The sequence below is a fragment of the Comamonas sp. MYb21 genome, assembly GCF_037479395.1.
Taxonomy (GTDB): Bacteria; Pseudomonadota; Gammaproteobacteria; order Burkholderiales; family Burkholderiaceae_C; genus Comamonas.
This window is the reverse complement of the sequence record NZ_JBBGZC010000008.1, coordinates 247,687-264,705: the sequence shown is the minus strand read 5'-3', so window position 1 is coordinate 264,705 and position 17,019 is coordinate 247,687. Positions and strand designations below refer to the sequence as shown.

The window sequence follows — 17,019 nt, the reverse complement described above, 5'->3', positions numbered from 1 at the left end:
AGCGGCCTGGCCTACCTGATGGCGATGCGCAGAGATAGCTGAAGCCGCTCAGTGCGCGGCGAAGCTGGCCTCATTGAAGGCCAAGCGCTGGCGGGCCAGCGCCACCATGTCGGCGGGGTAGCTGCTGTAGGCGGTCAGGGGGCTGTCATCCAGCTCGTACAGCACCACCAGCGCGGCGACTTCCCAGGCCCAGCGGGGGTGGTGCTCGCCCATGCCAATCAGCCGGCCAATGGCGGCCAGCGCAGGGTGCAGCTGGCTGCTGTAGTTCTCGTCCAGATAGGCTTGCAAGGGCTCGGTGCCCAGCTCGGACTGCTCGAAGAAAGCCATCAGATCGGCATAGGGCTTGGGGCAGAAGACCTGGGCCGAGGCTTCGTCCTTTTCGCAGGCGAGGGCGCTCAGGTAGTCGAGCAGGCAGTCGCAGCGGTTGCCCAGCAGGCGCTCGACAATGCCGGGGATCAGCTCCTGGCGCTCCAGCAATACGGGCAGCGCCAGCAGTTGCACGGCAGCCGGGTAGCTGTTGGAGGCGGGGTTGATCGGTTGGCGCGCTTGCGCCGGCGCTGCGGCATCGCTGCGCATAAAGACCGCATACTCATTGCACCAATGCAGCACATGCTCGAACAGGGTTTCCATCGCGCGAGGCGGCAGGCCCCGGCTGTAGGCTAGATCCAACAGTGCCAGCGATTGCAGCGCGGCACGGCACCAGCCGGCCCGGGCAGCACGTTGGCTGTCGGCGTCCAGATCTTGCACATCCAGACCATAGTAGCCATGGCTGGAGAATTCATGCAGGCTTGACAACTGGTCTGCCCAGGTCTCTGCCCATCGCTCCAGGTCCATGTCCACGCGCGGCCGCAGCAGATGCCAGGGTTGCGCCTGGCAGTGTTGCAGCAAACAGGGAAGGGCCTTGTATTGCATAAGTCGTATGTATCGGGTCTGCAGCTTTTCAGGTGCAGCTGTCTGGGCCTCCATCGGCCTGGCAGATAGGCTAACGCATTTGATGCCGGCATTGCGGCATTTTTTGCGGTGGCTTACGCCTTCTTACGCCAGATACATACTTGATCTTCTGCTATAAAAACAAAAGCAATATCGCAAAAGCAAAGCTGATAGGCCCACGTACTGCGCTGCAATAGCCTCTTAAGCCTGCGTTGGGGATGCGGTTGCGTGGCTGCTGAGGAAACGGTGGATTGCAAACAAGGTCGCGTCGGGTGACTCGGTCATCTGGTTGTGGCCGCTGGGCACCATCTGGACCTGCACCTGCTTGCCAGCGGCCCTGGCGGCGTCCACCAGGCTGCGCGCGGCGCGGGCCGGGGTCATCTGGTCTTGCTCGCCCAGCACAAACAGCACCGGGCATGCAAGGGCGGCCATCGCGGCCTGGCCATTGCGGTAGCTGTCGCAGGCCACAAAGCCGGTGTGCAGCAGGTTGGTGTCGCCGTTGCTGGCCTGCACGCGGCGGGCCAGCGCCATGCCGGCACCAAACACCCAGCTGCCAGCACCCGAGGGTGGGGCCAGGGTTGCGCGCGAGAAGGTCTGCACCATGGCAATCGCTTGGTCGGTTGCGCTGAGCGCTTGCTCCAGCAGGGCGGGGGCAACCTTCATCGGGTCGGCCGTGCCGACCAGCACCAGGTGGCTGATGCGCGCGCCCAGGCGTGCGGCCGCTTCCATCGCAATCAGGCTGCCCCAGCTGTGGCCGATAAGGGCCGCCTGCTGCAGGCCTGCGGCATCGATCAGCTGGGCGATGGTCTCGGCCGCTTCTTCCACCGTGCGCGGCGCCGGGCCGCCACTTTTGCAGTGGCCGGGCAGGTCGATGGCCAGCACGTTCCAGCCGTGGTTGGCCAGGTAGCGGCTTTGCAGTGCCCAGACGCTGTGGTCGCACAGCACGCCGTGGATAAAGATGGCAGTGGGCTGGTTCGCATCCAGCGCCTTGCCGCCGGTGTAGGCATACAGGTCGGCACCTTGTACTTGGATTCGCATGTCTGTGCTCCGATGGTGTGGCTGAGGCTAGATGTCGGCAATCAGGCGTTTGCCCAGGCTCACGGTCTGGTCGTTGGCATAGCCCAGGCTTTCGTAGAAGGCGATCACCGCCTCGTTGCCGGCGCGCACCTGCAAGTTGAGCTTGGGGCAGCCCAGTGCCGTCAGTTCGGCCTCGGCCCGCTGCATCAGCTGCCCGGCATAACCTTTGCGCTGCTGGCTGGGGTGCACCGCCAGATAGTTGATCCAGCCCCGGTGGCCGTCGTAGCCGACCATGATGCTGGCCATCACCGCGCCTTGTTCATCGACCCCGACCCAGAACAGCTCGGGCGAGACGCTCAGCTTGCGCGCAATGTCCTTGTGCGGATCGTTCCAGGGACGGTAGAGGCCGCAGTCATGCCACAGCTGCACAACGGCTTCGGAATCTTGCAGTGCAAAGACACGGATTTCCATCATGCCGCCTTCTCTGCGGCCTTGAGCGCGCGCTTCAAGTCATCGATCAGGTCGTCAGCGTCTTCCAGGCCGATCGATAGGCGGATTGTGCCCTGGCTGATGCCCGCCTGCGCCAGCGCATCGTCGTGCATGCGAAAGTGCGTGGTGCTGGCCGGGTGGATGACCAGCGAGCGGCAGTCGCCGACGTTGGCCAGGTGGCTGAAGACCTTGAGCGTCTCGATGAACTTCTTGCCCTGGTTGCGGTTGCCGGCAATGTCAAAGCTGAACACAGAGCCCGCGCCGCGTGGCAGCAGCTTTTGCGCCAGCGCGTAGGAGCTGTGGCTCTCCAGCATCGGGTGGCCCACGCGGCTAACCATCGGGTGGCTGGCCAGAAACTGCACCACTTTTTCGGTGTTGCGCATATGGCGCTCCATGCGCAGCGGCAAGGTCTCGATGCCTTGCAAGATCAGCCAGGCGCTGTGCGGGCTCATGCAGGCGCCAAAGTCGCGCAGGCCTTCACGCCGCGCGCGCAGCAAGAAGGCGCCGGTGGTCGATTCCTCGCTGAACACCATGTTGTGGAAGCCGTCATAGGGCTCGGTCAGCTCGGGGAAGCGGCCCGACTTTTCCCAGTCAAAGCTGCCGCCATCGACCACGATGCCGCCGATGACGGTGCCGTGGCCGGAGAGAAACTTGGTGGCCGAGTGGTAGACGATGTCGGCGCCATGCGCAAAGGGCTTGATGAGCCAGGGCGAGGTCAGGGTGGAGTCGACCAGCAAGGGCACGCCGGCCTCATGGGCGATGGCCGAGACGGTGGGGATGTCCAGCACATCGAGGCCGGGGTTGCCCACCGTCTCGCCAAAGAACAGCTTGGTGTTGGGCCGCACCGCTGCGCGCCAGCCGTCAATATCGCCGGGTTGGACAAAGGTGGTCTCGATGCCAAACCGGGCCAGGGTGTAGTGCAGCAGGTTCTGGCTGCCGCCATAGAGCGCGGTGCTGGCAACGATATGGCTGCCCGCGCCCATCAAGGTCGCAACCGACAGGTGCAGCGCGGCCTGGCCGCTGGCCACCGCGATCGCGCCCACACCGCCTTCGAGTGCCGAGACGCGCTGCTCCAGCACCGCATTGGTGGGGTTGCTGATGCGGCTGTAGACATGGCCGGGCCGCTCCAGATTGAAGAGGCTGGCTGCGTGGTCGCTCGACTCGAAGACGAAGGAGGTGGTCAGGTGGATGGGGACGGCGCGAGCCCCGGTGGCCGGGTCCGGCTGGGCGCCAGCGTGCAGACTCAGGGTGTCAAAGCCGGGGTCGGTGTAACCGGGCATGGCGTATCTCCGCGATGTTGTCGTTCTGGACGGGCATTGTCGGCTATATTTAGCAGACCTGGGCGGGCAGGCCTGTCGCCGATGCGTGTGCACGCAGGCGGGCCCGCCAGCATCGGAGAACGGTACAAGGAGACACCCATGAAAGTCAGCGATATCCTCCGCCTCAAAGGCAACACTCTCTACACGGCCAGCGTCAACGACCCTCTGGGCGACGCGATCCAGACCATGGCGGAGAAGGACATTGGCTCGCTGGTGGTGATGGAGCACGGCGATGTCGTGGGCATGTTGACGTTCCGCGAGGTGATCGTCGCCATCGTCAACAATGGCGGCACTGCAGGCAATATCCTTGTGCGCAGCGTGATGGACGATGCACCGCTTACCTGCACGATGGAAACCGACATGGACGAGGTGCGCCGCATGATGCTCGACCGCCATGCCCGCTATATGCCGGTGATGGACAAGAAGATGCTGATGGGTGTGATCAGCTTCTACGACGTGGCCAAGGCCGTCGTCGACAGCCAGAACTTCGAGAACAAGATGCTCAAGGCCTATATCCGCGACTGGCCGGTGGAAGGCGAGACCGATTCTTGATGCAGCGGCTGGCCCAGCTGGGAGGTTGAACCGGCCATCTGCCAGAACTGCCAAAGTAGCGGCCCGCGAGGCCGCTTTTTTGCGCCTGTGCTTTGGAGCAGAGGCTTGCTACGGGTCAGAAACGGATGATGCGCCCGGGGATGCGGCCGGCGCTGGTGTCGGCCGTGTCAGGGGCCTCCGCCTGCGCATCTGTCTCGGCCGGCAAGCCCACATACTGGGCCCGGGGGCGGATCAGCTGGCCGCTGTCGCGCTGCTCCAGCGCATGGGCCAGCCAGCCTGCCGTGCGGCCCAGTGCAAACAGCACAAAGGCCGCGCCTGCGGGCAGGCCCAGGCCGTGCTGGATGGCGACCAGCGCATAGTCCAGGCTGGGGTGCAGGCCCGTGTGGTGGTGTACGGCGGCCAGCAGGGCATGGCGCTGCGCATCGGCAGGCAGCAGGCGGAGCAGGCGCTGGCTGCGCGGGTCGCCTGCCGGGTAGAGCGGGTGGCCAAAGCCCGCGCAGTAGTGCGGGCTGCCGTTGATGCGGGTGTCCGCCAGCAGCTGGGCGAGTGATGGGGGCAATGCCTCGCTGCTGCGCCGCGCCGCATGCCAGTCGTCCCAGTGCTGGTCGATCACCGCCGTCATCCCCCCGTGCAGTGGGCCGGTCAGCGCGGCCAGACCTGCGCCCAGGCTGGCATGCAGGCTGGCGCCGGTTGATGCCACCACCCGGGCTGCAAAGCTGGAGGCATTGAGCTCATGGTCGGCGCAGAGCACCAGGGCCTGGCGTAAGGTGTTTTCGCCCACTGCATCTACTTGCCAGAGGGCGGCGAGCTGCTGGTGGATGAGCCGTTCGGCTGCAGGCTGGGCTTTATCGCTGGACGGTAGCCCCGTCAGTACCTCCAGCATCTGCTGCAGCAGCGGCCGGGGCCAGCCGGGTTGGGCCAGGTTGAGATCGTGGGCGGGCAGGCTGTGCCAGGCGCGCAGTACCTGCTCGGGTGGGCGGGGCTGCGGCAGGGGCTGTGCTGCGGCTGCCTTGGGGGGGGCCCTGCGGGCGCTGTCGGGTTCTGCCGCGATGGGCTGGCCCAGCAGCAGCGCGGCGGTGTCTTCCAGGCTGGCGTGCTGCGCCCATTGCAGCGCATCGCGCCCCCGGTAGTACAGCTGCCCTTGCGCCACCTGGGTGATGGCCGAGCGCAGCACCGGTGTGCCCCAGTCCAGGGTGGAGCGGGCCAGCTGCGCGGGGTTGCGCACGGTTTGCCGCTGGCGCGCGAGGCGCTGCACATCGATACGGGCATAGACATGGCCGCGCAGGCCCGGTTGGCGGTGCGCTTGCAGCAGGCCCCGGCTCACATAGGCATAGAGGCTGGCGCGCTGCACCCCCAGCATGGCGGCGGCCTGCTGGCTGCTGAGCCAGGGGCTGTCGTCGTCGGAAGGTGGGACGGGGATAGGTTGGGCGGGGCGTGCAGAAACCATGGGCCATGCTACTGCAGTGAGAGATGAATGGCATGTGGATCGGCTCAATCAAGATTGACCCCGGGGTGCGGCAGGTATGCAATGGCGGCAGTCCGTCACCCAGGAGAAAGCCTTGCCAACCACCAACAACCACACCGCCACCAGCCACCACCTGGCGCAGCAACCGCTGCATGCGGCCATACAGGCCAGCGTGCACATGCTCTGGCAGCAAGCGGGCCTGCCAGCGCAGGCTTTGCAGCAGGGCGCGTTGGCGCTCAGCGGCGATGGCGCAGCCTACCCCTCGAGTTTTTGCCTGGATGTGGCAGCGCCTGCGGCCGTGGCGGCCAGCGGCCTGGCCAGCGCCTTGATCCACCAGCACCGCCAGCAGCTGGCCATGCCCCAGGTCCAGGTGGATGTGGGCCATGTGCTGGCCGAGTGCAGTGGCTATTTCACCTTGGACGGCGAGCAGCCCAATCTCTGGGCGCCCATCTCAGGCCTCTATGCCTGCGGCGCCGATCGCGGCGAGCCGGGCTGGCTGCGCATCCATGCCAATTTTGCGCACCACCGCGATGGCATGCTGCGGCTCTTGGGCCTGCCCACCGGCGCGGCCACCACGCGGGAGCAGGTGGCGGATGCGCTCCAAGGTTGGACGGCGCAGGCAGCGGAGGAGCGTGCCGCAACGCTCGGCCTGGTGGTGGCAGCGGCCCGCAGCCCGCAAGCCTGGCAGGCCCATCCCCAAAGTGCGGCGGTGGCCGCGCAGCCCTTGGTGGCCATCACGCAGCTGGACAGCGACCAGCCCGCCGCCCCCCGCGATGGGCCTGTGCCGGCCCAGCACCGGCCGCTTGCTGGCCTGCGTGTGCTGGACCTGACCCGCATTCTGGCAGGGCCCGTAGCAGCCCGCAGCCTGGCGGCGCAAGGGGCTGATGTGCTGATGCTCAATGGGCCAGCTCTGCCCAATATCGAGGCCATTGCCGATATGAGCCGGGGCAAGCGCTCGGCCTTGCTGGATTTGAAAACCCCGGCAGGGCAGGGCGCCATGGCCGCGTTGCTGGGCCAGGCCCATGTGCTGCTGCAAGGCTACCGGCCGGGCGCGCTGGACGCGCTGGGGCTGGACCCGCAGTCTGCCGCCCGGCTGCGGCCGGGTATCGTCTATGCCAGCCTGTCGGCCTATGGCCGCAGCGGCCCCTGGGCCGACCGGCGCGGCTTTGATTCGCTGGTGCAGACCGTCTGCGGCATCAACTGGGCCGAGGGCCAGGCGTTTGGCAGCGCGGGGCTGCGCGCCTTGCCGCTGCAGATTCTGGATTACAGCGCAGGCTTTCTGCTGGCCTTTGGCATACAGGCGGCCTTGTACCGCCAGGCTACGCAGGGCGGCAGCTGGCATGTGCAGGTAGCGCGGGCGCGCGGCGCGCTGGGGCGCCCGCCCCGGGCCCCGCGGCGGGCCGCCGCGGCGGCGGCTACGGCCCCCCGCGGCGCGCCGCGGGGCGCCTATCTGGAGACGCTGGACTCCGGCTTTGGCCGCCTGCGTGCGGTGCGCCACAGCGCCGTGCTGCAGGGCCTGCCCGGCGGCTGGCTCCACGCCGGCCAGCCGCCTGGGGGTGACCAGCCCCGCTGGTGAGCCCTGCAGGGCTGCGTGGGGCACCGGCATCAGTGATAATGGCGGGCTATGAGCGGCAATACCTTCGGCACCTTATTTACTGTTACCAACTTTGGCGAATCCCATGGCCCGGCGATTGGCTGCGTGATTGACGGCTGCCCACCGGGCATGGCGTTGAGCGAGGCTGATATCCAGCAGGACCTGGACCGCCGCCGCCCCGGCACCAGCAAGTTTGTCACCCAGCGCAATGAGCCCGACAGCGTGGAAATCCTCTCGGGCGTCTACGAGGGCAAGACCACGGGCACGCCGATTGCGCTGCTGATCCGCAATACCGACCAGCGCAGCAAGGACTACTCCAATATTGCGCAGAGCTTTCGCCCCGGCCATGCCGACTATGCCTACTGGCACAAGTACGGTATCCGCGACCCGCGTGGTGGCGGCCGCTCCTCGGCCCGCCTGACGGCGCCCACGGTGGCCGCTGGCGCCGTGGCCAAAAAGTGGCTCAAGGAGAAGTTCGGTACCGCGTTCCGCGCCTGCATGCTGCAGGTGGGCGAGGTGGCCCTGCCTTTTGAGGACTGGGCGCATGTGCCTAACAACCCGTTTTTTGCGCCGGTGGCCGATGTGACCCGCTATGAAGACTATATGGATGCGCTGCGCAAGGCGGGTGATTCCTGCGGCGCGCTGATCCGCGTGCAGGCCAGCGGCGTACCGGTGGGCCTGGGCGAGCCGCTGTATGACAAGCTCGACGCCGACATCGCCTACGCGATGATGGGGCTCAATGCCGTCAAGGCCGTCGAGATTGGTGCCGGTTTTGACAGCGTGGCCCAGCGCGGCACCACGCATGGCGACTCGCTCAGCCCCCAGGGCTTTCGCAGCAACAATGCCGGCGGCATTCTGGGCGGCATCAGCACCGGCCAGGACATCGAGATCCGCATCGCCATCAAGCCCACCAGCTCGATCATCAGCCCGCGCGAGTCCATCGATACCGAGGGCAAGAGCACCGAGGTCATCACCAAGGGCCGGCACGACCCCTGCGTGGGCATCCGCGCTGCACCGATTGCCGAGGCCTTGCTGGCCATGGTGCTGATGGACCATGCGCTGCGCCACCGCGCCCAGAACAGCGATGTGGTGCAGGCGGTGGGGCCGATTGCCGCCGAGGCGCCGCAAGACTGACAAGGCGCAGCCCGGGATGGCTCCGTGGCCGGCTCCCAAAGAAAAAATGCGAACCCAGGGGTTCGCATTTTTTTGTGCCTCAGTCCTTTTTACGGGCGCTGTCTTTCTTGGGCTCGGGCGGCGGGGTTGTCACCTCGTCGACGATGGACTTGAACTGGTCAATGTCTTCGAAGCTGCGGTAGACGCTGGCATAGCGGATGTAGGCCACCTTGTCGAGCTTTTGCAGCTCGGCCATGACCAGCTCGCCGATCAAATGCGTCTGCACCTCGCGCGCACCCAAGGTGCGCAGCTTGTCCTCGACATGCTCGAGCGCCAGGTCCACCTTGTCGATGGGGACCGGGCGCTTGCGCAGCGCCAGGCTGAATGAGCCGCGCAGCTTGCTGCGGTCGTAGTCGATGCGCCGGCCGTCCTTTTTGACGATGACCGGCAGGCTGACTTCGGGCCGCTCATAGGTGGTGAAGCGCTTTTCGCAGTTGCCGCACTGGCGCCTGCGCCGTACAAAGCCGCCGTCTTCTGCAACACGGGTCTCCACCACCTGGGTATCGGGATGGCTGCAGAAGGGGCATTTCATAGGCGCGGGCGCAGGTCAGATCAGCGGTAGACGGGGAAGCGTGCGGTCAGGGCGTTGACCTTGGCGCGCACGGCAGCGATGTTGGCCTCGTCCCGTGGGTTGTCCAGCACGTCGGCGATCAGGTTGGCCGTGAGGCGCGCCTCTTCGTCCTTGAAACCACGGGTGGTCATCGCGGGCGTACCGATACGGATACCGCTGGTGACCATCGGCTTTTCCGGGTCGTTGGGGATGGAGTTCTTGTTGATCGTCATGTGGGCAGCGCCCAGCACGGCTTCGGCTTCCTTGCCGGTGATGCCCTTGGCGCGCAGGTCCACCAGCATCACGTGGCTTTGGGTGCCGCCGGAGATGATGCGCAGGCCGCGCTCGGTCAGGGTCTCGGCCACGATGCGGGCGTTGGTCTTGACCTGCTGGGCATACTGCTTGAACTCAGGCGTCAGCGCTTCCTTGAAGGCCACGGCCTTGGCTGCGATCACGTGCATCAGCGGGCCGCCTTGCAGGCCGGGGAACACGGCCGAGTTGATGGCCTTCTCGTGCTCGGCCTTCATCAGGATCACGCCGCCACGGGGGCCGCGCAGGCTCTTGTGGGTGGTCGTGGTCACCACGTCGGCGTGGGGCACGGGGTTGGGGTATTCGCCAGCGGCGATCAGACCGGCGTAGTGGGCCATGTCGACCATGAAGATCGCGCCCACATCCTTGGCCACCTTGGCAAAGCGGGCAAAGTCGATTTCCAGCGAGTAGGCCGATGCGCCGGCGATGATCAGCTTGGGCTTGGTCTCGTGCGCCTTCTTTTCCATGGCGTCGTAGTCCAGCTCTTCCTTCTCGTTCAGGCCGTAGGAGACGACGTTGAACCACTTGCCGGAGATATTGAGCGGCATGCCATGGGTCAGGTGACCGCCTTCGGCCAGGCTCATGCCCATGATGGTGTCGCCGGGCTTCAAGAAAGCCAGGAAAACCGCTTCATTGGCCGATGCGCCGCAATGGGGCTGCACATTGGCAGCATCAGCGCCGAACAGTTGCTTGACGCGGTTGATGGCCAGTTGCTCGGCGATATCGACAAATTCGCAGCCGCCGTAGTAGCGCTTGCCGGGGTAGCCTTCGGCGTACTTGTTGGTCAGCTGGGTGCCCTGGGCCCACATCACGGCGGGGGAGGCATAGTTTTCGCTGGCGATCAGCTCGATGTGCTGCTCTTGGCGCTGGTTTTCGGCCTGGATGGCCGCAAAGAGTTCTGCGTCGGTCTGTTCGACAAGGATGTTACGTTGGTACATGGCGGTCGTTGGAGTCAGAAGTGAGCCCTGCCTGCCAACAGTGAGGTTGGCGAAAACAGGGGCTGCCCAGGCGCACGGCTAACACGTGGCGGGTGCGGGGGGCGATGCGCTCGCCCTGGCACTGCACGGTACGCTCCCCGGTGGTTGCTGCAGGCCGGGCCTGCATTCCACGTCAACAATCCGGTCATACAGATGTCTATCGCCAGTCGCGTACCCGGCTAGTGTAGCCCAGGCTGCACCGGCCTGGGGCAATGGGTTTATCGCCACGTCTGGATAAAAACCGGTTCCGGGAAGCTGTGCCAGGGCCAGAAAAAACAAAAGCACCCGGCTGGGTGCTTGTGCGAAGAGGGCGATGAGCCGGAGGGGCTGGTCAGGAACCCATGGCCACGGCGGTGGCCTCGGCCTTGGCCGCTGCTGGCAGCGCGGCTTGCTTGTCGGCCAGGGCCACGGTTTCAGAAGCGTTGCCTGCAGCTGCGCTGTTGCTGGCGGCCTTGGCCTTGTCGGCCACGGTGCCGGCTGCGGCGGGCGTATCCGCCTGGGCCGACAGCGAAGGCTTGGCAGTGGGGGCCACCGGTGCCTTGGGCGTGTTGCTGCGGCCTTCGGCCACTTGCTTGATGCGGAAGTGCTCGGCCATCACCTTGGCGGCGTAGCCACCGTCGGTCGGCAGGTTGGCTGCGCCCACATAGTATTTGAGGCCGCCTTCGAGCGAGCCGGCGCGCTCAATGCATTCTTGCAGCACCTTGACGCCCACGCGCAGGTTGGTCACCGGGTCAAAGGCCGCAAAGTGGCCGCCGAAGTGCTCGTACTTGTCGGTGTGGATCTTGGTCATCACCTGCATCAGGCCTTGCGCACCCACCGAGCTTTGGGCAAAGGGGTTGAAGCTCGACTCCACGGCCATGATCGCCAGGATCAGGGTGGGGTCCAGTTTGGTTTCCTTGCCCACCAGGTAGGCTTCGGAGACGAGCACGGCCAGGGGCTCAGGCGCCACGCGGTATTTCTTGGCCAGCCAATAGGCCACATTGGCCTGGTTGCGGGGCAATTGCTGGGGGTTGCTGGCGGTGGCACGGTCCACGGCAGCCACCATGGCGGCATCGTCGCCAGTGGATGCGTCGGCATCGGCACCTGCCAGGTCAACGGCAGGTGCATGGGTGCGGGCCTGCAGCCAGCTGCGCAATTGCGCCTCGCCGGCGTGGCGCAGATCGTCGCGCGACACCAGGGTGAGGGCGCAGAACGCCACCACCAGACCGATCAAAGCAAAACTGTTGTGTGCCATGGTCATCAGACCACGGCTGATGGTGGCGCTCAATGAGCGCGCACCGGCATCCACTTGCGCGGGAGCCGTCATAGGGATTTTTCCTTTCTAAGTCCCGCCACCTCCAACAAATAGCCCGGCGGATAGTGCACCGGGCTGGGGTCTGGCAGGGTGGAGCCACACTGTCCTGTGTGGTCTCCGGCAGGCTGTCTGCGTTGCAGACGGCCCTTTGTCGTTTCAAGCACGCTCTTGCGTGTCAGGGGCTACGATCAAAACACCGTGAGGGGTGTTGACTAAAAAATCAGCAATCAATGCAATGGGCTGAATTCTAGAAGCTTGCTTAATACTCAGTCAACACTATTGAATCGAAAAATGAGAAAAAAAAGTAATAAAAAAACGTGTATAGCGGGCTGCCGCAGGGCCGGATCCAGGCAGGGGCGGCAGCCACCCCTGCAACTGGGATGGCAGGCAGAAAAAGCACCGGATCGGGGCCCTGTCGGGGACCCCGTTTTATGGGTTCAATAGCTTGTATTTAATCTTTTAAATACATTGATTGATATAAAGGATGCAGCAAAAAGTCAATCTTTATCAAATGCTGCGCGGCTGTTGTGCTCTGTTTTTGGTGTAGCACGCAGCCCCATTTGCGCTTTTGCAGCCCAGGGCGGTGCCTGGGTGCCGCCTGCGCATAGGCGCACAGAACCGTTGCGGGCCGCGCAAAACGCTGGCCTGATTTGGGCGGGCAGGTCTTGGTCATCATGCGGTCATCTGCGCCTACACAAATTTCACCTGAAAAGGCCAAAAAACTGTATAAAAACCAGGATAAAACAGCCAATAACCCATGGCTACATCAGGTTTTTGGTATTTATACCTGGGTAAAAAATAGGTGGACGCAAAAAAGCAGGGCCTGGCGTTGTGTTTTTGCGGCTCCACGCTGCGGTTTGGCATGCCGCAGTGTGAAAAGCATGGCCGTGTTTGAGGCGGTCGGTCGGGCGGCTGCCCGATCCGGCTGTTGGATCCGTGCATCGCGGCATCGCCCCCTGCTGCCTTTAGCCCTGGCCGTGCCGCTACCGCAGGGGGTGCCGCCATAGAAACTGCGTTTTTCCTCTATATATAGAGAGGCACACCGTTTCCTGGGGCAGCCTGCAGGATTTGAACGATTGTGAACCAGCGACAGATGCCGCTTTTGTGTGCTAAGCCAGCGCCGCCACAGCGGCTTATTTGTGCACAATGGATCTTGGGCCTGCCATCGCAGCCATGGATACCATGGGGTGGGCCGTACTGACTCTGAGTGAGGATCATCGCCGTGAGCGAAACGCAAGAAACAAACAAGAAAAAGGTCGTCGCGATGCGCTGGTTGCGCCGGCTGGGATGGTGCCTGCTGGCGCTGCTGCTGCTGTGGGCGCTGTCGTGGCTGCTGCTGCCCTGGCTGCTGCGCACCCAGGGGGAGAAGCTGGGCACGGAAAAACTCGGGCGGGCGGTGCATATCGGGGCGGTGGAGTTCAAGCCCTGGTCGCTGGAGCTGACCGTGCGCGACCTGCAGATCGCCGGGCCCCAGGCAGACAGCGCGGCGATGCTGGCGGTCGAGCGCATCTATGTGGATGCCGATATCCAGTCGGTGTTCAGGCTCGCACCGGTGCTCGATGCCATCCAGGTGGACAAGCCCGTGCTGCGCATCGCGCAGACCGCCCCCGGGAAATTTGACTTTGACGACATTCTGCAAAAGCTGCGCAGCCCTGAGCCGCCGCCCGATGACGGCAAGACGGCGCACTTTGCGCTCTACAACATCGAGCTCAAAGAGGGGCAGGTGGCCTTCCGCGACGATACCGTGGGCCAGACCCATGAACTCCAGGGCCTGCAGCTGGGCATTCCTTTTCTGAGCAACCTCGAATCCAAGCGCGAGATCAAGGTGCTGCCCCAGCTGGCCTTTGTGCTCAATGGCAGCCAGTTTGCCAGCCATGCCGAGGCCACGCCCTTTGCCGATGACCGCAAGGCCGAGGCCCAATTTGCGATCAAGGACCTCGACCTCCAGCCCTACCTGGCCTATATTCCCGCGTCCTTGCCCGTCAAGCTGGTGGCCGGCGTGCTCAATGCCGACCTGGCACTGGCCTTTGAGCAGCAGGACAAGACGCAGGTGCGCCTGAGCGGCGAGGTGCATGCCAGCGCTGTGCAGCTGCACGACGCGGCCGGCGGTGAATTGCTGGGCTGGGAGCGGCTGGATGTGCAGCTGGCCGATGTGCAGCCCTTGCTGGGGCAGGTGCATATCGCCCAGCTGGCGCTGGATGGCGCGCAGCTGTCGCTCAAGCGGGGCAAGAATGGCCAGCTGAGCCTGCTCGATGCCCAGGGCCAGGCGCTGCCGGGGCGGGCTGAGGATGCCCCGCAGGCCGCCAAGCCCACAGACACCGCTGCCACCGCAGACAAGGCGGAGCCTGCAACCTCCGTGGCCAGTGCAGATGGTGCAAGCCCCGAAGCCAAGGACGACAAGGCTGGCAAGACCGACAACGCGGACTCTCAGGCAGTCGCTGCCGAAACTGGCGCATCCGTAGGCAAAGCCAGCAGCGGCCAAGCTGCCTGGTCGGTGCGGGTCGATGCGCTCAAGCTCAGCCGCCTCAAGGGGGTTTGGGTCGATGAAAGCGTGCCGCTGCCTGCGCGCGTACAGCTCGATGACTTCAGCATGGAGGCCCAGCAGATTGCCTGGCCCTTCAAGCAGCCTTTCAGTTTTGAGGGTTCGTCGGGGCTGTCGGGTGCGCAGGGTGTGCCGTCTACCGGCCGCCTGGTGTTTTCGGGCAAGGCAACCGACCAGATGGCCGAGGTGGATGTGAGCACCACGGGCCTGCCGCTGCAACTGGGCGCTTCCTATCTGACTGGGGTGATCGAGCCCGGCCTGCTGGGCACGATAGACAGCGAGATGCACCTGAGCCGCCAGGGCACGGCGCTCAAGGTGGCGCTGGCGCAGATGCGCGTGTCGGACGTGGCCCTGCAGTGCAACAGCAAGGCCAACTGCGCGCCGCCCCATGGCCCTGCGATCGGCCTCAAGGGCAAGAACAACCTGCTGGAGCTGCGCCAGTTGCTGGTCAAGGATGCCGTGCTGGATACCGAAGCCCAGCAGGTCAAGCTCGGCTCGGTGCAGCTGGTCGAGCCGGTGCTGGGTGTCTCGCGCGCCAAGGACGGGCGCATGATGTTTGAAGACTGGCTGGTCGCATCGCAGGCCCGCCAGAATGAGGCCAAGGCGCCCGCAAAGGCGGCTACGTCCAGCAAGGCCGCAGCCAGCAAACCCTGGGATGTGCAGCTGGACCTGGTTGCCATCAAGGGTGCCCAGCTGGCCTTCCAGGATGAATCGACCGCCCGCAAGGTCGCCTTTCGCCTGACCGGCTGGGATCTGGAGCTGCGCGACTATGCGCCACTGGCGACCAAGGCCAAGCCCTCGCCGCTCAAGCTCTCGGGCCGGATTGGCAGCGGCCGCGCCGAGCCCGGCCGCATCGCCTATGACGGCAGCCTGGGCCTGGCGCCGGTGTCGGCCGTGGGGCGCCTGAATGTGAGCCAGCTGCCCATCCACGCCTTTGAGCCCTATGCGGCGGCCCTGCTGCCAGTGCGCCTGGTGCGGGCGGATGCCAACTTCCGGGGCACGGTGGACTATGCGCAATCGGACAAGGGGCCGGTGCTGCATGTCAAGGGCGATGCCGGGCTGGACGATGTGCGCGTGCGCCCCCTGGTGGCCGCCGCAGCGCCGGCCAGCGGTGATGATGCTGGCGACGACGACGGCAATGGCGCGAGCGAGACTGGCCGCAAGGCGGCTGCAGCTGCTGCCAACCGGGGTACCGGTACCTTGGGCATTGGGTTGATGGGGGCGGGCGATGACCTGCTGAACTGGAAGCTGCTGAGCCTGCGCGCCCTGGCCGTGGACATGGTGCCGGGCCAGCGCATGAAAGTGCAAGTGGGCGAGACGGCCTTGACCGACTTTTATGCGCGCCTCGTGGTGCAGGAGAACGGCAAGCTCAATCTGCAGGACCTGGGCGGCAGCAGTGCTGCGGGCGCTGGCGATGCGGCCGCGCCATCCGAAGGCGTGGTGGTCGAGGCATCGGGTGCTGCAGCGGTCAGCCCACCGGCTGCGCCCACCAGCCCCGAACCCGCCACGGGGCCCATCATCGACATGGGCCCGATCACGCTCGCCGGCGGTACCGTCAAGTTCAGCGACCAGTTTGTGCGGCCCAACTACTCGGCCGACCTGTCCGAGCTCGCCGGGCGCATGGGTGCGTTCTCGTCCGAGCCAACGGCCGGCCAGCTGCAACTGGCCGAGCTGGAGCTGCGCGGCAAGGCAGAAGGCACCGCGTCGCTGGAGATCACCGGCAAGCTCAACCCGCTGGTCAAGCCGCTGGCGCTCAATATCCATGGCAAGGTGCGCGATCTGGAGCTGTCGCCGCTGACGCCCTACAGCATCAAGTACGCCGGCCACGGTATCGAGCGCGGCAAGATGAGTGTGGACGTGCAGTACGACGTGACGCCCGAGGGCCTGCTGACGGCCAGCAACAAGCTGGTGCTCAACCAGCTGACCTTTGGCGATGCGGTGCAGGGCGCGCCAGCGAGCCTACCGGTCAAGCTGGCTGTGGCCTTGCTGGCTGACCGCAATGGCGTGATCGACCTGGACCTGCCCATCAGCGGCTCGCTCAACGATCCGCAGTTCCGCCTGGCGCCGATCATCTTCAAGGTGATTGGCAACCTGATCATGAAGGCAGTGACCTCGCCGTTTGCGCTGCTCTCGGGCGCCTTTGGTGGCGGCAGCGAAGCCAGCCATGTGCCCTTTGCCCCCGGCAGTGCGGTGTTGGATGCGGACAGCAAGCAAAGTCTGGACAAGGTGGCCAAGGCGCTGGAGGACCGGCCGGCGCTGCAGCTGACCGTTGCCGGCCAGGCCGACCTGGAGCGCGAGAAGGACGGCTGGCGCAAGGCCCGCATCGACGACCTGGTGCTGGCCCAAAAGCGCCGCAGCGCGGTGCGCGCCGGTGGCAAACCCGAAGACGTGCAGGCCGTGAGCGCTGCCGAGTACCCCGCCTTGCTCAAGGAGGTGTACAAACGTGCCGATATCCAGAAGCCGCGCAACCTGGTGGGCATGGCCAGCGACATCCCGGTGGCCGAGATGGAAACCCTGCTGCTGACCAGCATCAGCGTGCCCGACAATGCGATGCGCGAGCTGGCGCTGGCCCGGGGCGTGACGGTGCGTGACTACCTGGCCAGCAAGGGCGTCAAGCTCGAGCGGCTCTTCCTGGGCAATGCCAAGACCGAAGGCTTTGGCGAGGACAAGGACTGGACGCCGCATGCCGAGCTCAGTCTGGCGCCGCGCTGAGCGCTGACAGGCCATTGAACAAGGGCTGGGCCGCAGGGCGCCAGCCCTTTGTTTTTGGCCATGCTTGGGTTGAATTACCTTATAGCGATGCCCGTG

Annotated in this window: 13 protein-coding genes and 1 riboswitch; of the genes, 4 read left to right on the top strand and 9 right to left on the bottom strand. The window is 65.3% G+C overall.

Annotated features, from left to right (window positions below; genetic code table 11):
- Positions 1-48: 48 nt before the first annotated feature.
- The 4 genes from WH367_RS13935 to WH367_RS13920 form a co-directional block, all read right to left on the bottom strand.
- Positions 49-888: a PoNe immunity protein domain-containing protein gene (locus WH367_RS13935; protein ID WP_339536560.1), complete on the bottom strand. Its 840-nt coding sequence runs from the start codon at positions 886-888 to the stop codon at positions 49-51.
- A gap of 243 nt (positions 889-1,131) precedes the next feature.
- Complete coding sequence (locus tag WH367_RS13930; RefSeq protein ID WP_339536559.1) at positions 1,132-1,968, bottom strand: alpha/beta fold hydrolase; 837 nt, start codon at positions 1,966-1,968, stop codon at positions 1,132-1,134.
- A gap of 27 nt (positions 1,969-1,995) precedes the next feature.
- A complete protein-coding gene (locus WH367_RS13925; RefSeq protein WP_312989080.1) occupies positions 1,996-2,418 on the bottom strand; it encodes a GNAT family acetyltransferase in 423 nt (140 codons plus the stop codon).
- Complete coding sequence (locus tag WH367_RS13920; RefSeq protein WP_021028720.1) at positions 2,418-3,716, bottom strand: O-acetylhomoserine aminocarboxypropyltransferase; 1,299 nt, start codon at positions 3,714-3,716, stop codon at positions 2,418-2,420. Before WH367_RS13920 ends, WH367_RS13925 begins: the two co-directional genes overlap by 1 nt.
- 138 nt (positions 3,717-3,854) lie before the next feature.
- Between WH367_RS13920 and WH367_RS13915 the strand changes: the two genes are divergently transcribed.
- The gene (locus WH367_RS13915; protein WP_021028721.1) at positions 3,855-4,307 is read left to right on the top strand and encodes a CBS domain-containing protein; all 453 of its coding nucleotides are present in this window, start codon (positions 3,855-3,857) and stop codon (positions 4,305-4,307) included.
- A 115-nt stretch (positions 4,308-4,422) separates the two neighbouring features.
- Here WH367_RS13915 and WH367_RS13910 read toward each other — a convergent pair whose 3' ends face one another.
- On the bottom strand, positions 4,423-5,754 hold the full coding sequence (locus WH367_RS13910; protein ID WP_339536558.1) for a citrate synthase family protein: 1,332 nt from the start codon (positions 5,752-5,754) through the stop codon (positions 4,423-4,425).
- A gap of 112 nt (positions 5,755-5,866) precedes the next feature.
- On the opposite strand from WH367_RS13910, the gene WH367_RS13905 reads away from it, so the two are divergent.
- Both WH367_RS13905 and aroC read left to right on the top strand, forming a co-directional pair.
- Positions 5,867-7,348 carry a CoA transferase gene (locus tag WH367_RS13905; protein WP_339536557.1) on the top strand — a complete coding sequence of 494 codons (1,482 nt, stop codon included), beginning with the start codon at positions 5,867-5,869 and terminating at the stop codon, positions 7,346-7,348.
- A 48-nt stretch (positions 7,349-7,396) separates the two neighbouring features.
- Positions 7,397-8,500, top strand: a complete 1,104-nt coding sequence (gene aroC / locus WH367_RS13900; protein ID WP_339536556.1) for a chorismate synthase — start codon at positions 7,397-7,399, stop codon at positions 8,498-8,500.
- A 79-nt stretch (positions 8,501-8,579) separates the two neighbouring features.
- Here aroC and nrdR read toward each other — a convergent pair whose 3' ends face one another.
- From nrdR to WH367_RS13880, 4 genes are all read right to left on the bottom strand, one after another.
- A complete protein-coding gene (gene nrdR / locus WH367_RS13895; RefSeq protein ID WP_021028724.1) occupies positions 8,580-9,071 on the bottom strand; it encodes a transcriptional regulator NrdR in 492 nt (163 codons plus the stop codon).
- Positions 9,072-9,091: 20 nt separating this feature from the next.
- Positions 9,092-10,336 (bottom strand): serine hydroxymethyltransferase, encoded by a 1,245-nt coding sequence (gene glyA / locus WH367_RS13890; RefSeq protein ID WP_339536555.1) that lies wholly within the window; start codon positions 10,334-10,336, stop codon positions 9,092-9,094.
- Between the two features lie 57 nt (positions 10,337-10,393).
- Positions 10,394-10,556: riboswitch (ZMP/ZTP riboswitch) on the bottom strand.
- Between the two features lie 150 nt (positions 10,557-10,706).
- Positions 10,707-11,681, bottom strand: coding sequence for a lytic transglycosylase domain-containing protein (locus tag WH367_RS13885; protein ID WP_339536554.1), 975 nt, complete (start codon positions 11,679-11,681; stop codon positions 10,707-10,709).
- A 439-nt stretch (positions 11,682-12,120) separates the two neighbouring features.
- Positions 12,121-12,345 (bottom strand): hypothetical protein, encoded by a 225-nt coding sequence (locus WH367_RS13880; RefSeq protein WP_339536553.1) that lies wholly within the window; start codon positions 12,343-12,345, stop codon positions 12,121-12,123.
- A gap of 546 nt (positions 12,346-12,891) precedes the next feature.
- On the opposite strand from WH367_RS13880, the gene WH367_RS13875 reads away from it, so the two are divergent.
- The gene (locus tag WH367_RS13875) at positions 12,892-16,923 is read left to right on the top strand and encodes a DUF748 domain-containing protein (RefSeq protein ID WP_339536552.1); all 4,032 of its coding nucleotides are present in this window, start codon (positions 12,892-12,894) and stop codon (positions 16,921-16,923) included.
- The last annotated feature ends 96 nt before the right edge of the window (positions 16,924-17,019 follow it).